This is a genomic window from Flavobacterium geliluteum (genome assembly GCF_017948595.1).
In the GTDB taxonomy this organism is placed as follows: domain Bacteria; phylum Bacteroidota; class Bacteroidia; order Flavobacteriales; family Flavobacteriaceae; genus Flavobacterium; species Flavobacterium flavipigmentatum.
Map to the genome: position 1 here is coordinate 109,978 of NZ_JAGFBV010000003.1, position 22,384 is coordinate 132,361.

15 protein-coding genes are annotated in these 22,384 nt (G+C 33.4%); 7 read left to right on the forward strand and 8 right to left on the reverse strand.

From position 1 onward, the window contains the following. The first annotated feature begins 351 nt into the window (after window positions 1–351). The 5 genes from J3495_RS02965 (at window position 352) to J3495_RS02985 (ending at window position 12,182) form a co-directional block, all read left to right on the forward strand. Complete coding sequence (locus tag J3495_RS02965) at window positions 352–4,047, forward strand: two-component regulator propeller domain-containing protein (RefSeq protein ID WP_210665080.1); 3,696 nt, start codon at window positions 352–354, stop codon at window positions 4,045–4,047. 176 nt (window positions 4,048–4,223) lie between these two features. After that, complete coding sequence (locus tag J3495_RS02970; RefSeq protein ID WP_210665081.1) at window positions 4,224–7,193, forward strand: SusC/RagA family TonB-linked outer membrane protein; 2,970 nt, start codon at window positions 4,224–4,226, stop codon at window positions 7,191–7,193. A gap of 16 nt (window positions 7,194–7,209) precedes the next feature. Next, entirely contained in the window at window positions 7,210–8,952 is a 1,743-nt protein-coding gene (locus J3495_RS02975; RefSeq protein ID WP_210665082.1) for a RagB/SusD family nutrient uptake outer membrane protein, read from the forward strand. Between the two features lie 90 nt (window positions 8,953–9,042). Continuing rightward, window positions 9,043–10,035: a purple acid phosphatase family protein gene (locus J3495_RS02980; protein ID WP_210665083.1), complete on the forward strand. Its 993-nt coding sequence runs from the start codon at window positions 9,043–9,045 to the stop codon at window positions 10,033–10,035. Window positions 10,036–10,358: 323 nt separating this feature from the next. Further along, window positions 10,359–12,182, forward strand: coding sequence for an alkaline phosphatase (locus J3495_RS02985; protein WP_210665084.1), 1,824 nt, complete (start codon window positions 10,359–10,361; stop codon window positions 12,180–12,182). A 202-nt stretch (window positions 12,183–12,384) separates the two neighbouring features. Here the strand turns inward: J3495_RS02985 and J3495_RS02990 are convergent, their stop codons facing one another. From J3495_RS02990 to J3495_RS03000, 3 genes are all read right to left on the reverse strand, one after another. Then, window positions 12,385–13,383, reverse strand: coding sequence for a TIGR03571 family LLM class oxidoreductase (locus J3495_RS02990; protein WP_210665085.1), 999 nt, complete (start codon window positions 13,381–13,383; stop codon window positions 12,385–12,387). Between the two features lie 136 nt (window positions 13,384–13,519). Further along, window positions 13,520–14,725 (reverse strand): MFS transporter, encoded by a 1,206-nt coding sequence (locus tag J3495_RS02995; protein WP_210665086.1) that lies wholly within the window; start codon window positions 14,723–14,725, stop codon window positions 13,520–13,522. Between the two features lie 245 nt (window positions 14,726–14,970). Beyond that, window positions 14,971–15,543, reverse strand: coding sequence for a Crp/Fnr family transcriptional regulator (locus tag J3495_RS03000; RefSeq protein ID WP_210665087.1), 573 nt, complete (start codon window positions 15,541–15,543; stop codon window positions 14,971–14,973). A gap of 241 nt (window positions 15,544–15,784) precedes the next feature. On the opposite strand from J3495_RS03000, the gene J3495_RS03005 reads away from it, so the two are divergent. After that, the gene (locus J3495_RS03005) at window positions 15,785–16,249 is read left to right on the forward strand and encodes a hypothetical protein (RefSeq protein WP_210665088.1); all 465 of its coding nucleotides are present in this window, start codon (window positions 15,785–15,787) and stop codon (window positions 16,247–16,249) included. Between the two features lie 106 nt (window positions 16,250–16,355). On the opposite strand, the gene J3495_RS03010 is transcribed toward J3495_RS03005, so the two are convergent. The 4 genes from J3495_RS03010 to J3495_RS03025 all read right to left on the reverse strand — a co-directional run bounded on the left by J3495_RS03010 (window position 16,356) and on the right by J3495_RS03025 (window position 19,468). Then, window positions 16,356–16,598 (reverse strand): winged helix-turn-helix transcriptional regulator, encoded by a 243-nt coding sequence (locus J3495_RS03010; protein ID WP_210665089.1) that lies wholly within the window; start codon window positions 16,596–16,598, stop codon window positions 16,356–16,358. A gap of 279 nt (window positions 16,599–16,877) precedes the next feature. Further along, window positions 16,878–17,807: a cation diffusion facilitator family transporter gene (locus J3495_RS03015; RefSeq protein ID WP_210665090.1), complete on the reverse strand. Its 930-nt coding sequence runs from the start codon at window positions 17,805–17,807 to the stop codon at window positions 16,878–16,880. Window positions 17,808–17,824: 17 nt separating this feature from the next. Beyond that, the gene (locus tag J3495_RS03020; protein ID WP_210665091.1) at window positions 17,825–18,535 is read right to left on the reverse strand and encodes an FAD-binding oxidoreductase; all 711 of its coding nucleotides are present in this window, start codon (window positions 18,533–18,535) and stop codon (window positions 17,825–17,827) included. 78 nt (window positions 18,536–18,613) lie between these two features. Further along, window positions 18,614–19,468, reverse strand: a complete 855-nt coding sequence (locus J3495_RS03025; RefSeq protein ID WP_210665092.1) for a helix-turn-helix domain-containing protein — start codon at window positions 19,466–19,468, stop codon at window positions 18,614–18,616. Window positions 19,469–20,484: 1,016 nt separating this feature from the next. Here J3495_RS03025 and J3495_RS03030 point away from each other — a divergent pair. Then, window positions 20,485–20,865, forward strand: coding sequence for an aldehyde dehydrogenase family protein (locus J3495_RS03030; protein WP_210665124.1), 381 nt, complete (start codon window positions 20,485–20,487; stop codon window positions 20,863–20,865). 656 nt (window positions 20,866–21,521) lie between these two features. Here J3495_RS03030 and J3495_RS03035 read toward each other — a convergent pair. Next, complete coding sequence (locus tag J3495_RS03035) at window positions 21,522–22,190, reverse strand: response regulator (protein ID WP_210665093.1); 669 nt, start codon at window positions 22,188–22,190, stop codon at window positions 21,522–21,524. Window positions 22,191–22,384 lie beyond the last annotated feature (194 nt).

Here is a 22,384-nt window from a genome sequence, read left to right on the forward strand (position 1 = left end):
AATGTACTTTATTCTTCGGCTATTTGATCAGAAGAAGTAACTACTATTTAATTTTTATGTAATAAATGCTTCGTTTTTTTAAAGAATTGAAATTTGTCTAGTAAGACATCACCACTATGACGATTAACTTTAATATGAAGTAAAAATTTACAATTAAAATTAAAGTAAGTTCAACTATTTCAGAAAATCAAAAAAGGTGATATTGAATGTACTATTTTACCTAAAAAATAAAACAAGGTAAAAACTTTTTCAATAAATCATTCTCTAAAATCAACTGTTTTTTAAACTTAACATACACTTTATGTTTAAGTAAACCTCTGATTGTATACTTGTAGGTTAAAAAACAAACAAATGGTTAGAGGGTTATTGATAATGTGTTTGATCACATTACAGTCATTTGGTCAACAAATAAAGTTCGAAAATTTTACTACCAATCAGGGATTATCCAATAATTCGGTAATAGATATTGAAAATGACAAAGACGGAGGGCTCTGGGTTGCTACCTGGGATGGATTGAATTATTACGATGGTCATAATTTTAAGTGTTTTAAACACAACGCTAATGATCATGAAACCATATCCAGTAATTATATTACTAAAGTAAAAAAGGATAATACAGGATGTATTTGGCTGATTAGCAAAGAGGGAGATGTCAATAAATACGTCGAAAATGGTAAATTCAGAACATTTAAGTTTAAGTCACTTCCGCAAAACATTTATTTATCTCAAAAAGGAAATATTGTCGTTCAAACCAGTACGGCTTATTACGAATTTATAAAGGGAGCTTTCACCGCAATATCCTATAATAGAGTACAAAAAACAGATTTGAGTGATCTCAAAAACAGCTTGCTTAAAGAATATCCAAGACTGATTATCAATGATGTTTTAAAAGATAAATTCGGAAATATTTGGTATGCTACTCAAAAAAACGGAATATATATTATTTCTAATAAAGGGGGCAAAAAAAACATTGAGCACTTTACCTCAGACTTGTATTTGCCTTATTCGTTCAGCAGTAATGAAATAGAAACGCTTCACGAAGATGCTTTTGGTAACATTTGGTTAGGGCAAAAAGATGGCGGATTAAGTATGGCTTACACAGGTTCAGAAATGTTAAACACAATAATGCCACATCCTGTAAAACATCCTAATTTGCCAACGGAAACTATCAGAGCCATTACCAAAGATAAAGAGGGTAAAATTTGGCTGGGCTACTACACAAATGGACTCTATTATTACAATAAAAAAAATCATTCTTACGACAAGTTTAGAATAAAAGAAGCCGCTTTGCATCCGGATTGGGAAAGGGTCAGGAGTTTATTTACCGCCAGTGACGGAACAATTTGGGTAGGAACTTATAAAGGAATTATACGTATTTCAGGCTCTCAATATAGGTGTTATGAGGCTGAAAAAATAAAGGAATTGCCTAATAACAGATCTTATTCTATTTGTGAAGATGAAAATAAACAGCTTTGGATAGGGTGCTGGGGTGGTGTGGCTAAATTTAATTTAGTAACGGAAAAATGGGAGAGTTTTAAAGGACAAAATTTGTTGAATAAATACCACATCAGATGTGTCAAAAAAGACAAACAGAGTTTAATTTTAGCTACCGAAAATGATGGTATAATTATTTTAAATTTAGAAACCGGTAAGTTAGAACAAATTTCAACCCATCAGGGTCTTTTGGGCAATAGTGTTTATTCGGTTCTAATTGACAAAAATACTCATAATTACTGGATTGCTTCGTTAGGAGGTGTCAGCGTTTTTAATAAAAAAAAGGGTTTAATTAAGAATATTACTGAGACGGACGGACTTCCGAGTCACATGGTGTACGGTCTTATCGATAACGGAAATAAGGTTTGGATGAGTACCACTAAAGGAATTGCATCTGTTGCTAAAAACAACTTTAAAATCACATCATACAATCCAAATCATGGGTGGCAGGCACCAGAATTTTCAGAAGGGGCCTATTATCAGGATAATAAAGGTCTTTTGTATTTTGGAGGAGTAAATGGACTTAATTATTTTGATCCGAATAGTCTTCGTACCAACACATCTGTTGAAAAGATCAAATTAAATATCGATGGTAACGAAAATTATTTGCCCGTAATAGATAAGAGTTTTACGGATAATGAATTAGAAATAGAAATAGTACCTATTGTTTTTCCGAGAGAAAATGCAGCTTCAATTTATTATAAGTTAGAAGGAAGAGATAAAAATTGGATTTTATTACGAGATACCAAAAAAATAGAATATGCCAATTTATCTTCGGGAGAGTACCATTTTTTGATTAAAAAAGGCGAAAAAGGAGTAGTGCAGCCCGTATTTTTTACGCTTCATATTAGGAAAGCTTTTTATGAAACAATATTGTTTTACATTTTATTATCGGGTTGTATTTTATTAGGTTGTATCACGCTGATTTATTTTAGAAATAAAACTGCAGCAGCGCAGCAAAAGTACTTGGTGGCAAAAATAGGAGCCCGAACCGCAATTATCGAAAAGCAGAAGAAAGATTTGCAGGCTATTAATGAAAAACTCGATAAAAAGAACAAAAAAATATCAGAGCAGAAAGAAAAACTTTTGAAGTTGCACAGCACTCTTAAAAACGAAAATTTTGAAATCGAAAAATTTAAAACTTTTATGCTGGCAGAGTTTCAAGATCCAATTGCTGAGATCATTAAAATTTCAAGTACGTATAAAAAAGATAACGAAGTGCAACGGGATTTACTTTTTCAATCAGGTAAACTGGCGAATCTGATCTCGGGATGGAATTATTTGAGTTATGTAAAAGATATTGGTCCGATCAGGAAATCGGCGGTCAATTTGTTTCCAGTTTTAAAGAATAGTATTGAAAAATTAAAACTAGAGCTGCAACACAATCAGGTTAATTTAAATTGCGAAATAGACAATGCTCTTTGTTTTGTATCGATAGACTTATTGCGGTTAAAGTTACTTTTGCAGTATTTTTTTAATGATATCTGCAAATATTCTGAAACAGACAGTACCTTAAATATCGAAATAGGGTATGAGGATAACTTCTTAAAAGTGAGTGTTGTATCTGATAGTGTTATCTTAAAAAATAATTGGTATAATATTCTACATTACAGTCCTTATTTTAAAGCATTAAATGTGTTGTTGGAAGACTTGGATGGGATTTTTTTTGATTATTCTGATGAAAAATTCAAAAGTACTTTACAAATTCCTTTAGAATTAGCGGACGAAAATTTAAAAATGAAAGAAACAATTTCTTGGAAGCATTTTAGCGAACAGGATCAGCTTTCGCTGGATAAAGAATTGTTTTTGGTTTTTAGCGATCAGTCAGATTACACCGCAGCAAATCAGATTTTAGAGAATAATAATTATCATTTGCTTTTCGAAAATTCGGTAGCTAATTTAAATTCGGCTTTAACGCAATTAAACGTTTCTGCTTTGGTGTTTTATCAAGCGACATTCTCAAAAGAACTGGTTCATTTTTTAGCTTCTCATAAAAAGATGTCAGGCCTCAAAATACCGATGATTTATATCTCAGAATACATTAATTATGAATTGCATGAACAATTATTAGAGTTAGGTATCGATACACTGATTCAGTTGCCTGCAAGTTCCTCATTTATTATGAAAAAGATAAGTTCTCTGATTGATAAGAACAAAGAGGCATCAAAGGAAAATAAAATGCAGCAAAAAATATTCGAAATTTTAACAGAAGACACCCCTTTTTTAACCAATAATGATAAGTTGGTCAAGCAAGCTTTAGAAACTATAAAAAAGGAGTTGCAAGATCCTTCTTTTAATGTTGAAACACTTGTAGAAACCTTGGGGATTTCGAGAGTAAAATGCTACCGTGTTTTTAAAGAAACATTAAATCAGTCACCTTCAGATGTAATAACCTCATTTAGATTACAGAAAGCAGAAATATTATTAAGAACCAAAAAATTGAATATTTCTGAGATCAGTTTTGAGTGTGGTTACAATGATCCGAAATACTTTGGACGTTCTTTTAAAAAATATTTTGGAAAAAGTCCTAAAGAATACAAAGGATTCTCTTAGAAAATTTGTTAGCCCTGTGTTTACAGAAAGTTAGATGAATGTTATTGAACAAAACACCCCTTTTTTGTCGTTAATTTTATCCTAATTTGAATCTAAAATCCTCATTAATGCATCAAAATTACCCCATTTGACAGGATTCATAAAATACTTTTGGCAAAACATAAAATAATATTTAAATGAAAAAAATTTACGCATTATTAATTCTTGCCTTAGGATGTATGTCATATTCCTACTCGCAGGTATCAGTGTCCGGAGCTGTGGTTTCTGATGTTGAAAAAATACCAGTACCGGGAGTCTCAGTTTATATAAAAGGAGATCCTAAAGCTGCTGTTACGACAGATTTTGACGGTAATTTTGTAATTAAAGCAAAACAAAACGATGGTGTTTTAGTTTTTTCTTATGTAGGATTTCAAACAAAGGAAGTTGCTTTCTCTGGGAGTCAAAAACAGAGTGTTTCCTTGACTGAAGAAGTTAGCACTCTAAATGAAGTAGTTGTTGTAGGTTATGGTTCTCAAAAAAGATCGGATGTAACCGGAGCTATTGCTTCTGTAAAGAGTGAAAATTTTAATAAAGGAGTGGTAGCAAATGCCGGACAGTTGATTCAAGGTAAAGTTGCCGGCGTTAACGTTACAGCCGCAAGTGGTGAACCGGGAGCTTCTCAGGACATTATTATTCGTGGAGTAGGAAGTTTGCGTTCAGGTACAACACCGCTTTATGTAGTAGACGGTTTTGCTTTAGACAATAGTAATAATGGTGTTGCTTCAAATCCTTTGAACTTTATCAATCCACAGGACATCGAAAGTATTGAGGTACTTAAAGATGCATCAGCATCTGCTATTTACGGTTCTAGAGCTGCAAATGGGGTTGTTGTAATCACTACTAAGAAAGGATCAAAAGGAAGAAGTCAAATAAACCTTTCTATGACTTCCGGATTTTCAACATTAGCCAACAAGGTTGATGTTTTTAGTGCTGATGAATTTAGAAAACAAGTTGTAGCAGTAAACGGAAATTTACAAGATGGTGGAGCAAATACAGACTGGCAGGATGAATTGACCAGAACAGGTGTTTCTCAAAACATTAATTTCTCCATGAGTGGAGGAACTGATAAATCAACGTATGCCGCCTCTTTAGGAGTAGATAATCAGGAAGGTGTTTTACGTAATAGTGATTTAAAACGTTATTCAGGACGTTTAAATTTAAACCAAAAAGCCCTTAATGATAAATTTAATGTTGCTTTTAATTTGACAGGTACTAAACTTGAAAATTCAAGACCTGACGCCAGAAGTATAGTAGGGAATATGCTAACAATGAATCCTACAGATGCAGTTTATGTAGATGGACAGCCAAATGTTAACTTAAGTAATGATGTTTTGAATCCTTTAATCAGTGAGCGACTTTACTCTGATGAAACGAACAACAATCGTATTTTGGCCAATATTGCACCATCTTATGAATTTATAAAAGGGTTAACTTATAAATTTAATTTAGGAGTAGATTATTCTATGTCTGAAAGAGACATTCAGGTCTTGCCATACAGATCGGCTACAAACACGACTTTAGGATCTTTGAACAATATCGTTACGACCAATAATAATATCTTGTACGAAAATACACTTACTTATAATTTTAGTAAAGAGGCTCATAATTTTACAATTTTAGCAGGTCAGTCGTATCAAAAAATACAAGTAAATCAAAAGAGTTATAATTTATCCGGATTTCCTGATAATGGTGTTGAGCCAAAAAATCAGATAGAAACTGCAAGTGAGCGCACCACTCAGGCTTCGTCTGCAGTAGAAAACGAACTTCAGTCTTTCTTCGGAAGATTAAATTATGGCTATGATAACAAATATTTGCTTACAGCAACTATGCGTGCTGACGGTTCGTCTAAATTTGGTAAGAATAATAGATACGGATACTTTCCATCTGTAGCTTTGGGTTGGAATATTACCAAAGAAAATTTTCTAAATGAATCTGAAATTGTTAACAATTTGAAGTTAAGAGCAAGCTGGGGACAAACTGGTTCACAGGAGATTCCTTCTAAAATAACAAAAGCAAGTTATACAGAAAGCAATACAGGAAACGATACGTATCCTTTAGATCCTTCTGCAACAGATTTGGGCGGATATCCTTATGGTTCTATTTATACTCGTTTGGCCAATCCTAACATTCAGTGGGAGGTTTCAACACAGACCAATATAGGGGTAGACTTTAGTTTATTCAATAATAGAGTATCAGGAACTATTGATTATTTTAACAAAGTTTCAGAAAACATTTTATTAGAAGTAGCGCCTGTAGATCCTATTCAGCCTACATCAAAATATTGGACAAACATTCCAAACATGGAGATACAAAATAACGGTATCGAAATTGCTTTAGATTATAGCAGCGATAAAAGCCGTGATTTCTCTTATAGTATTGGCGGAAATATATCTTTTACAGAGAATAAAGTAGAAAATTCACCTTATAAAATATTGACTACAGGTGGAGCACAAGGAGGTGGACAGTCTGGAGCAACCATAAATGGAGTCCTAAACGGGCAGCCTATAGGTTCTTTTTATATGCTTGACTTTACAGGAATTGGTGCTAATGGTTTAAATCAATTTGCTGATACAAATAATGATGGTGCAATTCTTGACGATGACCGTATCGTTGCTGGCAGCGCATTACCCGACTATATTTATGCTTTCTATTTGAATTTTAAATATAAAAACTGTGATTTAGGATTTAATTTTAATGGTGCAGGCGGGAACAAAATTTACAATCACGTAGCAATGACATCATTCAACAGAGGAAGCCTAGCAAATTCTTTTAATACCACAGACCGAGCTTCAGAATTTTCAAACGAAGCTTCTACAAATTCAAATACCGTTTCTACAAGATATTTAGAAGATGGAAGTTTCTTACGATTAAATAATGCAACTCTTGGTTATAATTTAAGCCCAAAATCAATTGGACTTGATACTGTAATGGATAATATTCGCCTTTCGTTAACTGGACAAAACTTATTTGTGATCACAAAGTATAGTGGTTACGATCCTGAAATAAACACGGGTACTGCTGTTGGTGATATTCAGTCTTTTGGAATTGATTATTTCAGTTATCCTAGAAGCAGAACCGTTTTGATTGGTTTAAACGTGGCATTTTAATTAAAAATAACATAACATGAAAAATAAAATAATAGTAACAGCTCTTGCATTCGGTTTATTATTTACTTGGAGTTGTACCGACTTGGAAGAAAAAGTATTAGATGAATCGTTGAATGGCAGCGGTCAAGGAGATGCAATTAGTGGTGCAATTGCTCCGGCTTATGGTCAATTAAAAGCGACTTGGATACACACCAACAACTTTGGTTTGCAGTTAATTGCCAGTGATGAAGGTATTTTACCTTACAGAGGAGGAACAGATTGGTATGATGGCGGTAAGTATCTGGCTGTACACGCACATACTACCACACCTACAAACGATTTGGTTACAAGTACATGGAATGAGCTTACAAAAAACATTTCCAGAACATTGTCTGCTATTGAAGTATTGACTCCTCTTGCAAAAAGCGGAAATGCAGAGGCTCAGGGAGCATTGTACGAAATGAAAGCCTTGAGAGCTTACCTTAATATGCTTACCTTGGACAGTTGGGGAATTGTGTTTAAAAAAGAATCATCAGCGAGTACTTCAGAAATACTTCGCGGAACAGAAGCAGTTTCTTATATCGAAAGTGAGTTATTGTCTGTAGCCGATGTTATTAATACGACCAAAGGACCAGGAAGAATGACGCAGGCTGCCGTTTGGGGACTTCTTGCCAGATTGAATCTGAATGCTGCAGTTTACCGTGATCCTTATGGTACACCTACATTTGCTGCTGCCGATATGGATAAGGTAATTAAATACACTGATAACATTATTAATTCTGGTAAATTTAGCTTATCTCCTGAGTATTTTGACCTTTTTGACGATGCGAACAATTCAAATAAAGAATTAATTTTTGCTTTAGATCAGCGCGGAGTTTTAAGAGATGAAAATAACCGTTGGGCTTACTGGTCAATTCCGGGCTCAATGTTCCCTAGACCGGAATCAATTAATGCAGATGGAACAGATGGTCCGGCCATTACTTCAGATTTCTATCAGACATGGGTTGATGCTTATGGTAACGTAGATCCTGCCGATGCCGACTCGAGATTTTACAAGAACAATGCACAAGTACCAGCAAATTTGAAGGATCTTACTGGGCTTTCACCTTTAAACGATCAAAATCATTATTACTGTGTAAAAGGAGAAGATTTTGAAATTGACAGAGGAATTATGAGAGGTATTCCTTGGGCAGCAAGAAAAGATGCTAATGGTGCATTTTTTAAATGCGATGGCGGGTACAGAATTTATCCTGTTAAACAAATAAAAGGGAACGGTCCTGATAAAAATGTGGGTTACGTTAATCTTACTCTTCAGGTAGATTTTACTAAAGAGGGCAGTATGCACTATTCTGGATATAGAGTCTCTAAATACCAATTTAGTCACACTTCTCCTGATGGAAATTATTTTAGTAGCGTAGATATGGTACTGCTTAGATATGCTGAAATTTTTATGATGCGTGCCGAAGCCAAATTAAGAAAAGGAGATACCGCTGGTGCATTAGCAGATATGAATACCGTAAGAACTTCAAGAACTGCCCGTGCTCCAATTCCAGCGGCACTTCCAACGATCAATTTAGATATTTTGTACAGAGAATATGGTTTTGAATTTTACTGGGAAGGTCTAAGAAGAACCAATCAAATACGTTTTGGACATTATGAGGACAAATGGACTGAAAAAACAGATGCAGATGTAAATCATAGATTGTTCCCAATTCCTCAAGTTGCTATTGACGGGGCTTCTAACACTCCTGGATATTTAGTACAAAATAAAGGATACTAAATTCTGTAAATTATATATTTAATTTGAAGGCTTCAGGTTTTCTTTTATTGAGATAACCCAATAGCCTTCAAATTTCTAATTCTTATAAAAATGAAAATACCAGTACTGCAAAAAAATATGTTCAAAGTATTTGTGTGCCTATTCTCTATCAATTTTGCTTCTGCTCAAACAAAAGATACAAGTGTAAAAAAATATCCCAATGCTCTTAATTTTATTGTAATGGGAGATTGGGGCAGATTTGGCGAAGACCATCAAATTCCTGTAGCCAAGCAAATGGGCATTACTGCTACAGCGATTAATCGTGATTTTATAATTTCTACAGGAGATAACTTCTATCCGGTAGGCGTTGCAAGTGAATTTGATCCGCAGTGGAAATCTTCTTATGAAGATATTTATACCGATTTTTCATTGCATTGGAACTGGTATCCGGTGTTAGGAAATCATGATTATGCCGGTAATCCGGATGCGCAGGTTGCTTACTCTAAAATAAGTCGTCGCTGGAATATGCCAGCCCGATATTATAGCAAGACATTTAATATAAACGGAGATTCAAACCAACAGGTATTAATCGCTTTTATAGACACGAATCCTTTAATTCCTGCATTTTATGAAAATGATGTGTATGGTAAAAATGTAATTTCACAAGATACCACTGCACAAAAAAAATGGCTTATTAAAACCTTGTCAGATGCGCCTAAAAGTGTTAAGTGGAAACTCGTTGTTGGACACCACCCTTTGTTTACCGCAACTTTAAAAAGACGAGAAAGTTATGACACGAAGGCAGTGCGTAAATCATTAAAATCCTTATTTGATAAATACGAAGTAGATGCTTACATCGCAGGTCATGATCATGATTTACAGCATTTATTGCCAGAGGGCAAGACAAATTATTTCGTTTCGGGATCAGCTTCTGAGGCTACTCCCATCGATCAATTGCCAATTAGTAAACTGGCTTCTTCCGAATACGGATTTATGACATTTTCAGTTCTTCCCGATACATTATATGTGCAAGCGGTTAATGAAAAAGGAGAAGTCATTTACAGTACCGAAATTAAAAAACAAGAAAATCTTCGACAGAAATAAATATGCCGAATTTACTTCATGGTAATTTAATCTGTACATATTCTGCTGATAATTTAAGTATTACATAAACAAATTTGCCTTTTTAAAGCAAGGCGGATAATTAATAATTTTGTTTGTTTTGTTTATTTTTTTTTTGCTGCAGACCTGGTTGGGTCTGCAGCTTTCACAAAAATTGGTATGCAATTTATTTTAAAATCAAATTTCTTTTTGCCTCCCAAGGGCTATGTTTTTATGTGTTTTACATAATTCCACCTTTATAATACCCAATTTATATTCTTAATAAAGTTACCTACTGCTTTAAAAGAAATGAAACTCAATTTTCAATGAAAAAAATAATCACTCTTTTTTGCCTCCATTTTTTCCTGTCTGTACAAGCGCAGGAATACAGTTCTTCCAATATTCATTCGCATAACGATTATGCTAGCACACTTCCTTTTTATGGAGCATATTCTAATGAATCGGGAGTTATCGAAGCCGATGTTTTTTTAGTAAATAATGAATTATTGGTGGCACATACTTCCAAAGAAATTCTCGCTCATAATTCCTTAAAAAGTTTGTATTTGGAACCATTATCTGCTAAATTAAAAACTTTAGGAGGAAAAGCATATCAAAGCAATAAGTCTCTGATTGTAATGATTGATGTAAAATCTGAAGCAGATGCTACTCTAAAATTAATTGTTGAACAATTAAAAACTTTTCCGGAAATAATTTCGAACAAAAACATAAAAATAGTGATTTCAGGCAACAGACCATCTATAGATAAATGGACATCTTATCCCGATTTTATTTATTTTGACGGAAGGTTCAACGAAACTTATTCTGCATCTGAATTATCTCGTGTAGCGATGATCAGCGAGGATTTGCATAAAATAACAGTTTGGAACGGCAAAGGTATTTTGACACAAGCCGATTTAGAAAAAATGCAACAGTCGATTAAAAAAGTTCACGATCAAAATAAAAAAGTAAGATTTTGGGCAACGGCGGATAATGTCAATACCTGGATGACTTTGATGAATTTAAAAGTTGATTTTATAGCTACAGATAATGTTTTTGGATTAACCCAATTCATCAAAAACATCAAAACTACTTTTTATCAAAATACGGAATTTCATCAGGCCTATGTTCCTAAAAATGTTTCGGCTTTCGCCAAAAAGAAACCCAAGAATGTAATTCTGCTCATTGGCGATGGAATGGGTTTGACTCAGATTTATTCCGGTTATACAGCTAACAAAGGACAGTTGAATCTTTTTAATATTCCGACGCAAGGGCTGTCTATTACCAAATCTTTAGACAGTTATATTACCGATTCTGCCGCAGGCGCAACGGCTATGGCAACCGGACAAAAAACAAATAACCGTTTTATTAGCGTTGATGAAAACCAAAAACCATTGGAACTGATAACACAGCAACTCGCAAAGAATAATTATAAAACTGCGATTATTTCTGCAGGTAATATTACAGATGCAACTCCGGCAGCTTTTTACGCGCATCAGCCTGAAAGAAGTTTCAGCGAACCCATAGCGGCAGATTTTATAAATAATCCGTCAGATATTTTAATTGGCGGAGGGTTAAAAGAATTTAAATCGAGAAAAGATGGTAAGGATCTGGCTAAATTGCTAACAGAAACAGGCTTTACATTTTCAGATAAATTCAATACTCTGGATACCATCAAAAACAATCGATTTGTAGTTCTGGAAGATGCCTCGGTAGTTTCTATGAAAGATGGGAGAGGAGATTTCTTAGCTCAATCTCTGCTAAAAGCAACTTCGACTTTTGCCAAAACAAAGAATCCATTTTTTATTATGTTGGAAGGAGCTCAGATTGATTACGGCGGACATCAAAATAATTTGGAATATGTTGTTCGGGAGATGCTTGACTTTGATAAAGTAGTAGGGCAGGCAATGGAATTTGTTGATAAAAATCCCGAAACATTATTAATAGTAACTGCTGATCACGAAACGGGCGGTCTTTCCTTAATTGGCGGAAGCATTACAGACGGATATGTGCACGGTAGTTTTAGTACAAACGACCATACGGCCGTTCCGGTTCCTGTTTTTGCTTACGGACCTGGTGCTCAAAATTTTATGGGTGTTTACCAAAATACAGAGATTTACACTAAAATAATGGAAGCACTTTTCAAAAAGTAGTTCGTACTTAAAAAAAAATCCCTTGTTTAAATTATATTTAAACAAGGGAATTTTTTTGTGAACTCAGAATAAATGAATCTAAACGTCAAAATACATCTTTTTAAATGTTTGATTGTGAGTTTTTTTTTGTTGCTATTTTTTATTATCCAGCATAATTTACTAACGATTTGATATAAGGAGATATTAACCTAGTTTGTATGATTTAATGAACATATAGTGTTTCTTTTTGAGTTTCTTCAATTTTAAAATGTGGAAGTACTTTTTCCGCAATCAAGGTTAAGGCTTCTTTTAAGGGAGTTTCGGATTTTCTTAAATGAAGTGCCATGTGATTTACACCGGCTTCTTCATATTGTTTTAAAAGTGTAACCAAGCTATTAACTCCTACGGAACCACCAAATCTATGCGGAATAAGTGGTGCATTCGGATTTTTTAAGAGATTTAAATGATAAGCCGTAATATAAGGTTTTGTCGCCTGATTGTTATCATATAAAGCATTTTTCCAATCGATAACCAAATTTCGAGTGTCTTCAAGATCTCGTGGATAATTAAACCAACCTTGCATGTTTTGAGCGATCCAATTTAAACTTTGTTGTGCTCTTCCGGCTAATATCCATGGGATTTCCTTTTGTGGTTTTGGATAAATTTGAATTGTATTCGACAAACCTTCGTAGTATTGATTTAGTTCACTATTGTTTTTCCATGCTTCTTTAATAATATTATGATTAAGAACAAAACGTGCGGTTCTGGTTTCAAAATCAAAATTAAACAATGGAAATTCAACAGGTCGGTCACCCAATCCTACTCCAAATAAATACCTGCTTTCAGACAAGTTTTCAATTGTTGCTACAGCTTTTGCTAATTGCAAAGGATCGTGTAAAGGCAGTACTACGGCGGCAGTTCCTATTACAATCGATTTGGTAATTCCGGCAATATAGCCCAAATATGCCAATGTATCAAAAATCTGGGCACCATCTCCAAAATTAGGGTCATAGACAGGAACTTCGCGCATCCACAAAGCCGAAAAGCCTAATTCTTCTGCCAGTTTTATAAGTTCGGTATGCATTTTTATATCGGGAATACCAAAAGGTCTGCCTTCAGTTTTTCTCTTTCTTTCGCCTTCAAGAGACCAATCATTATCTAACGGAAATTCTAATCCGATGGTCATTTTTCCTGGATTATGAATTTTACATATTGTTTTCATTTTTTTCTTAAAATAAATTAGCGGTTACAACAACCCTTGTATTTTTAATGTATTCTAGTTAAGAGATACGGTTATGGAAATTATATATCAACCAATCTTGTATCTAATTGGAATGTTTATGAATTTAATTTCTAAGTTACTTTCTCGAAATTCGAGAACTTATTAGGGTCACTATAATAGCAAGAAAAACAAATAATGCACCGACCCAAGGTGTCGCTTCAAGTCCTAAAGTAGATTCTACAACCATTCCGCCAACAAAGGCCCCAATGGCAATCCCCACATTAAAGGCAGCGATATTAAAAGCAGAAGCGACATCTTCGGTTCCTGGTAAATATCTTTCGGATAGTTGTACCACATACAATTGCAATCCGGGTACATTCGAGAATGATAGTGCTCCCATGATAAATAAAGTTACAATTCCCCAAACGGAATCACTTGCTGTAAATGTGAAGATCAGCAAGGCGATTGCTTGCAGAATAAACATCCACAATAAGGCTTTCAAAGGATTTTTATTGGATACTTTTCCCCCTATAAGATTTCCAAACGCAATTGCAATTCCGTATAAAACTAGCACCAAACTCACCATAGATTCTGAAAGCCCTGTAATTTTTTGAAGAATTGGTGATAAATAGGTAAAAGCAACAAATGTTCCTCCATAACCTAATGTTGTCATTAAGAAAGCCAGCAGTAAACGGCCGTTTGTAATTACTTTAAACTGGTCTTTTATTGCTATTTTTTGTTCATTTTTTATATGACCTGGGACTAAAATCCAGCTGGAAATTAATCCTATAAGTCCAAGTGCCGCAACTCCAATAAAAGTAGCTCTCCAGCCAAATTGCTGGCCAATGAATGTTCCAAAAGGAACTCCTGTAACAATTGCAACAGTAAGACCCGTAAACATGATAGAAATTGCCGAAGCTCTTTTATTTTCGGGTACTAATGAAGCTGCAATTGTAGATCCTATAGAAAAGAAAACACCGTGTGCAAGTCCGGTAATAATTCTGGCAATAACCAGAGTAATAAATCCCGGTGCAATCGATGCCAATCCGTTTCCTAATATGAAAACAATCATTAACCAGATTAATAATTTTTTTCGAGGGATACTGCCTGTTAATGCTGTAAGTACTGGCGCTCCAATGGCAACGCCTATTGCATACAAGCTGACTAATAATCCAGCAGATGGAATCGTTATATTCAAATCTGTCGCAACAGTTGGTAATAAACCAACGATTACAAACTCTGTAGTTCCAATACCAAATGCACTAATAGTTAATGCCCATAATGCAGCAGGTATTCCTTTTTTTACTTTTGTGGCAGGATTTATTGCTTCTGTAGTTTTCATGTTATTATTTTTAAAGTTGCTTCTTATTTACTATGCAAATTTCCGCCGAAAGGGCAACCTGTACGAGGAGGTACATCACTATTATAAAGTGATGTATGTCACATTTTTATTCAAAGGTTTGCAAGTTGTTTGCTGAATATTCGGTAGAATTAATGATCAAAGAATGTTTTGGAACATTCTGTTACATGAAAAATAAATAAGCCAATTTTAAGAACCACAAAGCTATAATACAGATTCGATTACAATTACCCTTTTAATCGGCTTAAGGTTTCACGGGTTACCCCCAAATAAGAAGCCAGTAATTTTTTAGGAACTCTTTGTATAAGATGGGGGAGTTTTTTAATTAGGTTGTTATAACGTTCTTCGGCAGTTTCTGTAAGCAAAGACATGATGCGTTGCTGCAAAGCAATATAACCGTAATGCGATTTAATTCTGAAGAAATTGGTCATTTTTGGTATTTCTTGACACAATCGCTCACGGTTTTCTAATCGAAGACAAAAAAACTCAGAATCTTCAATACAATCTATAAATAATGTTGCTGGAATCTGGTTCTGAAAAGCCTGAAAATCACTGGTCCAATATTGCTCCATAGCAAACTGAAGAATGTGTTCTTTGCCTTCACTATCAATCGTATAGGTTTTTAATAATCCTTTGATAACCCAATATTCACTGGGAACTAATTCATCTTTCTGAATAAGAAATTGATGTTTTTTAAGTGTTTTATATGTAAAGCATTGTGCAACGTACTCCCATTCCTGATCGGTTAACGGACTAATTTCTTCTATGTGTTTTCTGAGTGCGAGGTAATATTCTTCCATAAATCAAGTAAAACACAAAATTAGTGAAATTATTTTCAGCAGTTATCTCAATAAAAAAGATTACTAGATCCGGACATAATTATAGAAGACAAAATAGATTATTGAATTTTGTAATCGGACTAAAATTGGCGTTGGTCGATACTATTTATCATTCGGTATAAAAAATAGATTGCAGCTGAAATAATGTATCTAAATTGTGGTATATATTAATCAAATTCAATTAATTAACACAAAAAAAAAGATGAAAAAAATAATTCTTGTCTGTTTGTTTTTAATGAGTGTTTTTTCTAATGCTCAAGTAGTAACCCATAAAAATGCTGCCTCCAAACCAAGTTGGGGACCTTTGAGCAGTGAAGATTTTAGATACTATTATTTACCCGATATCGATATTTATTACGATACTGAAAAAAGTGAATTTATTTATGATAAAAAAGGCAAATGGGTACGCGTGAAGTCGCTTCCTTCGCAATGCAAAGGATATAATCTTTATGAAGGTTATAAGGTTATAATAACCGATTATAATGGCAATATTCCGTATCAGTACCACCAAAAGCATCTTGTTAAGTATCCAAAGGAAAATAGAGGGAAAGAAAAGAAAATTGTAAAGACAAAATCGGTGCCGAGCAAGAAAAGTGTGGTCGGGCAAAATAAAACATGGGAGGGATCTACAAAGTCAATTCCAGCTACAAAAGGGCCTTTAAAGTAAAAGACTTCTACAAATAAATTTCATCTTGCAGTTTATAATAAACAAAAGGCGATTATAAACGTTAGCTTCCTTGTAACTAAAGATGGGAATAATATTTTACGCTGGTTTAGAGGTGATTCAAGCCAAACTTTATTATTTCGTCTATAATTGGAAGTATTTCCTTTCCGGTAGATGTTAAAGTATATTCTACGCGAGGCGTGATTTCAGGATAAGCTTTTTTGCATACAATGCCTTTTTCGCATAAATATTTCAGCTGGCTGATCAGCATTTTTTCACTAATCCCCGTAATGCACCTTCTCAATTCTCCATACCGAATTGTTCTTGTATTGATTTGAAAAATAATCAGCATTGTCTATTTCTAATAGTACTTTATAAGTATTACAGATATAAAATATTTACAATGCTTTTTTAGGTTTGTGTGTCTCATATTAGGGTTATAAGCCAGAATATGAGACCACTAAACCACTCTGCACTGAAAGTATAGAGGCTTGTTTTACTAGGGACTGAAAATCCCTCTTTTAGTAAATTTAAGAGCATTTAAGTGCCGTTATTTACCCAACATAAAAACCTAGTTTTTAAACGTGTTACTATTGTAGGGGGCACAAAAAATAAGATAATCGTTTTATTTTCAACAAGCGATAAGCCTACAAGTAATTAAGTCCGTTTCTATTTGTACAGTGGGGTGTTGAATTTTATGCTTTTCCATGAGCTGTAAAATAGACGAAAGAATATTTGCTTCTCTGCTTTTATCAACCGTATTTACAACAGCGTGGAGGGAGCCAATGTTATAATTACCATCCAATGTCCAAATATGAAGGTCGTGGATATTTGCAATTCCATCAATTTGCAACAGTTCATTAGATAGTTGTTCTTGATCTATGTTTTTAGGGACAGATTGAAGTAAAACCTCCATCGTGCTAATCACGCCTCTTGTGGCATTGTATCCGATAAAAGTGGCAATAGCCAAAGCTAATACGCCATCTATCCAATACCAACCGGTAAAATAAATAACCACGGCACCTATTAAAACGGCTACCCAACCCAATACATCTTCCAACAAATGTAGCATGATGGCTTTGCTATTAAAATCGGTTTCATGTATATGACTATGTCCGTGATGTGAATGTTCCTGATGGGTATCTGCGTTAGATTTTTTTATTCTCAAAAAAGCAAAACCATTTACGGCTATGCCCATTATAGCTAACCACAACATGCCTTTGCCATCAACTATTTCTGGGTTTAAAAATGATTGGTACGCATTAAAGCACATAAATACTGCACCTATCAATAAAAATAGCGACATGCCTAATGCAGATAATAAAGAAAACCTTTTGTATCCGTATGAAAATTTGGAACTTCTTTTCTTTCCGGATATTTTTTCTAGCAATACCGCCACACCGATGGCTATGGCATCTGTAAAATCATGAAATGCATCTGCGATAATAGCGGTGGAGTTGGTTAATATACCACCAACTACTTCAACTATTGAAAATAAAATATTAAGCCAAAAGGCTAATGAAAGTCCTTTTTTATTTGAATGATTATGTGTGTGTGACATTGTTGTTTATTTTTAATTTATATTCCTTTTTTGCCTTCAAGCCAATAGCCTTGTGATGATATACGGTTCACTTTTTTTTCTTTTAAAATCTTTTTAAAAATCCGAATGGATGTTATATTTCCAGTTAGAATAAAATTTGCATCCAGCCAATTATCTGTTTCAAAAATAGGTAGTTTGTTTATCCAGTTTTCATTGGAGAATGAATTGTTTTTCTGAAATACCACGTACAGATCTAATCCTAATAATTGCGGTACATTATGGTTTTCTTCTTCCAATTCAAAACAAAACAGATACTGATGTTTATACTCTTTTAAACTCGGAAGAATAGAACTAGCAAAGCCTAACGAAGTTTCATCTCCGAAAATAAATTGTTTTTTCACGCTTGGTTCGTACAGCTTTTTTCCTCTCGGCGGACTAATATATAATTCATCGTTTTTTGTTAATCCATTGATGTAATGGCTTCCTACACCGTTTCCGTGAATATGAAAAACAATATCGAAAATATCATTCTCAGTGTCGTGATGTATTAGGGTATAATTCCTAAACTCAGTTTCACTTACACGAATAACATTGGCGTATCCCATCGGGATATTTACCCGGGATACATTTCCCTGAAAACGTATTTTCTTTATTTTTGGGCTTAGATAGGTAGTATCTCTAATCTTGACATTGGGGCGAAGCGTTCCTTCAAATAAATCCCCTAACCATTTTGGTATACTCGAAATCATTGTGTGCAATTTTTAATTCATTGCAAAGAAACAATGAAAATCTAGTGCCGGCAATGTCAATACAAGGTAAGTATTGGACTAATCGAGGTTTTTATTTTTAAAAGTGATAGCAGTTGTACCCACAACTTTTGTAAAAAGCCGTGAAAAATACGGGTAATCATCGTAACCCAATTCCGTCGCAATTTCTTTTACTGATTTATTAGAATGATATAATAAGCGTTTAGTTTCTAAAATAACACGTTGCTGTATATGGTATGAAACTGGCTGACCAGTTGTATTTTTGACACATTCATTTAAATAGGGTGTAGATATACTTAAAATTTTTGCATAGTCTGAGGGGCGTTTCATTGTTGTAAAGTTACGTTCCAAACTTGCCTTAAACTTTTTTGTAACGGCTTCAAAACGGGAGTATTTTTCTGCAGGTTTATCCTTTTCCAAATAGGCAGAAAGTATTAAAGCCACCAATGCATTACAATTGTCTTTAAGTAAAGTGTGGTATAGTCTATCTTGTTTGCGTTCAAAAGATTTTATGCAAAGCATTGCAGTATCAGTAAGTATAGATAAGCTGTCTTCTTTTATTAGCATGGGGTTTACTGGCGTAATCTCTTCCAACAAATCAATGTATTCAGGATGCAGGTTTTCATTAGTAATCAGTAAGCCATAGATGGTTGTGTCAGTTGTTTCTAAAAAACGATGTACTTGATTGGGGTGAATATATAAAACAGACGACTTGCTGATTTTATATTTTTTAAAGTCAACCTCAAAAAAAGTTACTCCTTTTTCCTGTATAATAAAAAAATGAAAATCGTGTCGGTGAGCATGACTTGCTTCGTCTAATGGAATTTCTTTTGCCGACATTTTTCCGACCACGATACCAAGGTTATGCCCATCGGGAAGCGAATGTACTGGTATTGATTTTGTCTTTTTAGCCATTGTTTTTTAATTCTCAACCAAGTATCAAAGATAAATATTTGGCTTTTCAAATAAAGCATTAATATCACATCGCCTAATTAAGGTTTTTCTTTCTCGAAAAGTCTTTTTGTAAAGATCAAAACGATAAACGCTTTTAATAGAAATACCTTAAATCAATACAAGTTTACTGATAATGAGCATCAATTATATTTGCAAGTTTTTTAGCTTTTAATTTAGCGTAAAGCATATCAAATTTAGTGCTTATTTTCCAATGTAGAAATTAACAACCCATTTTTTATTAAGGTTTTAGATGTTGAAGCACAAGAAAAGTACTAATCTGAGCAAAAATAAAACAAACTAAAAACAAGCAAACTTTTATCTAATATTTCAATTGAAATAAGATGTTTGTTAAATTGTAGTATGATTTTTTAAAAGAACACATTCATCCAGTGGTTGAATCAAATTTATAAAAAAATAGGATTGATAGGATTGACATTTTAAGCTTTTTCGTTTTCAGAATTTACAATTTGGATTGAATTTCGTATACATAGGAGTTTATAAACTTTCGAACCTAAGCTCTCCAGTTCTTAAATTTACTGAATTTATTTTTTTATATCGTTTATGCCGCGATTTTACCACAAATTTAGCATGCTGAAATTTTTTTAAACATTTTTATATTCGTTTGATTCTAACCTTGTAATTGTATTTTTTCAATTTGTATTTTGGCTGTATATAAGGTGATCTAGTGTTGAGAATTTAATTTTTGGAAGTGAAATTAACATTATTGACTTTCTGAACTAGTCCATTTTTTAAAAATGGACTTTTTGGTGTCCTTTTCACTTTTTTTCTAAGTATCTACTGTTTTTATGTTCCGTCAAGGGACGTCTACGATACAAATTTCTATACATTTTATGTAGGATTTAAAGAGATAGACGTACTACATCTAAATAATATATCCGTTTAATTTTCAAAGTGTGATTCTCGTCACACTTTTTTTGTGACTTTGCTCCTCGTATTGAGGAGTAGAGCCGCCATAAATTTGCGGTGGAAAACGTATTTCTGATACTTGTTTTGAGCCAACAATTTTACTTAATACAAAAGTATCAACAAACGAAATTTTTGGTCCCGTTGTATGTATTTATCCTTTTACAGATAGGCAAGAAGCCATAAAAAAAGCAAATGCGCTTGATGTTCATTTTCAGGCCGCTGTTTTTACAAAAAATGTTGATATTGCTTTGGATGCGACAAAAAAACTAAACGCAACTGCTGTTATGGTAAATGATAATACTGCTTTTAGAGTAGACTGGATGCTGTTTGGCGGAAGAGATGCTTCAGATCTTGGAATGGCCGGAATCTACTATACTATAAATGATATGACAAGAGAAAAATTGATGGTTCTTAAAAGTAAATCTTTATAAATAGATAGCATTTAACCGCAATGACGCAAAGATTTTTTATAATACGGTATTTTGTAAAAACGTAAAGTTTGCAAAGCTTTGTATTTTAAAAACTTTGCAAACCTTGCGTATCCCGACTTTTTGCGTTTAAATCACATCGTAGTACAAACTTTAAAGGAGATATTTATATTTTAATAACCAGTTTCATTTTTTCAGGAGGTTCTGAATTTGCGGCACTGGCAAAAAAAACATACTAATGCAAAATTCTTTGGGGAGGAAACTGGCGGCGGATATTATGTAAATTCAAGTGGAAGTTTTCTAAGTTTTACTCTATAATATGAAATAAAGTCATCCATCAAAAAATATCTTTCAGGATATGACAATATGATGGAGTATGTAAAATTACTCATTAGAAAGAATAAACTATAAATTTTAAAATAACTTCGGAATAATGTTTAAATTTTTTAAAGTAAGTGTTTGATTTTTAAGTTTCTATTGAGTTATAGTGCTAAAATGTCTATTCTCTTTTTTTCAAAACTTTTTGGGCTTTGCGACCGAATTCGAGACTGCTTCATCTTGAATATTTTTGAAAGACTGTTTTTGCTTTTTGTAGCAAATTTGAAGATCATTCCACTTTTTATAACACTCAATTAGAGATCATAAAAGTATTTGCGCGACTATAATAATCCTAAAGTTTTAGCTTTTTCTATTAAATCTTTATCACTTCCCTTGCCTCTTAATAACTGATCTTTTATGTTTGCTTTTCTTTTTTCTATAGCGCTCATAGAAAGAGGAATATAATCAGTAAGGTTTACTGTCTTGACACCTTGAGAAATTAATATTAAAATCTGATTGTCATGATGGTCCCAATTTATATTTTTTTTAAATAACTCCCGTTGGGATTCTACGATTGTACTGCTCCTAAATATTTCTCCATCAATAATATTTTTACAAATCACGGGAAATGATTCAAAATTGATATCATTTTTTGATATAAAGCCTTCAGGCCTTATACCTTTTATTATTTTGTCCACAGTCAAAGGTTCACTGCGCATTGTAAGAAGAACTATTTTACATTTCGTGAATTTTTCTTTAAGAAGAAATGCTAAATCAATACCATCATTAATATTTAATTGTTTATAAGGGGGCAAATTTATATCAAGTAATGCGACATCTATATTAATATTTTGCTTTAGGTTTAAAATAATTTTATTATGGGCATCTTCACAATTATAGCTCTTTATAAAGTTTGGGGTGTTTTCTTGAAATTGATCGTCGGATAAAAGGTTGACATAACTATCCACTGTCATCGGATGGTCGTCGACGATTAAAATGTTTAGATTCATAAATTGTTTAATTGGATTTTTAACAAATGTAAGAAATAATACGGATTTTCCGTACTGTAATATTAAATGAATTACAATGCTAATTAATAGTTAATAAATAATAATCAAATCATATTATTTTCGATAAAAGCATAAATTTTACGGATTTACCGTACATTATAATTTACTTATAGTAGTTTTTTTGTTAAAATAAT

Excerpts from the sequence above, each read along its gene's own strand:
- J3495_RS02965 (WP_210665080.1), top strand. The coding sequence starts at position 352 with ATGGTTAGAGGGTTATTGATAATGTGTTTGATCACATTACAGTCATTT.
- J3495_RS02970 (WP_210665081.1), top strand. The coding sequence starts at position 4,224 with ATGAAAAAAATTTACGCATTATTAATTCTTGCCTTAGGATGTATGTCA.
- J3495_RS02975 (WP_210665082.1), top strand. The coding sequence starts at position 7,210 with ATGAAAAATAAAATAATAGTAACAGCTCTTGCATTCGGTTTATTATTT.
- J3495_RS02980 (WP_210665083.1), top strand. The coding sequence starts at position 9,043 with ATGAAAATACCAGTACTGCAAAAAAATATGTTCAAAGTATTTGTGTGC.
- J3495_RS02985 (WP_210665084.1), top strand. The coding sequence starts at position 10,359 with ATGAAAAAAATAATCACTCTTTTTTGCCTCCATTTTTTCCTGTCTGTA.
- J3495_RS02990 (WP_210665085.1), bottom strand. The coding sequence starts at position 13,383 with ATGAAAACAATATGTAAAATTCATAATCCAGGAAAAATGACCATCGGA.
- J3495_RS02995 (WP_210665086.1), bottom strand. The coding sequence starts at position 14,725 with ATGAAAACTACAGAAGCAATAAATCCTGCCACAAAAGTAAAAAAAGGA.
- J3495_RS03000 (WP_210665087.1), bottom strand. The coding sequence starts at position 15,543 with ATGGAAGAATATTACCTCGCACTCAGAAAACACATAGAAGAAATTAGT.
- J3495_RS03005 (WP_210665088.1), top strand. The coding sequence starts at position 15,785 with ATGAAAAAAATAATTCTTGTCTGTTTGTTTTTAATGAGTGTTTTTTCT.
- J3495_RS03010 (WP_210665089.1), bottom strand. The coding sequence starts at position 16,598 with ATGCTGATTATTTTTCAAATCAATACAAGAACAATTCGGTATGGAGAA.
- J3495_RS03015 (WP_210665090.1), bottom strand. The coding sequence starts at position 17,807 with ATGTCACACACACATAATCATTCAAATAAAAAAGGACTTTCATTAGCC.
- J3495_RS03020 (WP_210665091.1), bottom strand. The coding sequence starts at position 18,535 with ATGATTTCGAGTATACCAAAATGGTTAGGGGATTTATTTGAAGGAACG.
- J3495_RS03025 (WP_210665092.1), bottom strand. The coding sequence starts at position 19,468 with ATGGCTAAAAAGACAAAATCAATACCAGTACATTCGCTTCCCGATGGG.
- J3495_RS03035 (WP_210665093.1), bottom strand. The coding sequence starts at position 22,190 with ATGAATCTAAACATTTTAATCGTCGACGACCATCCGATGACAGTGGAT.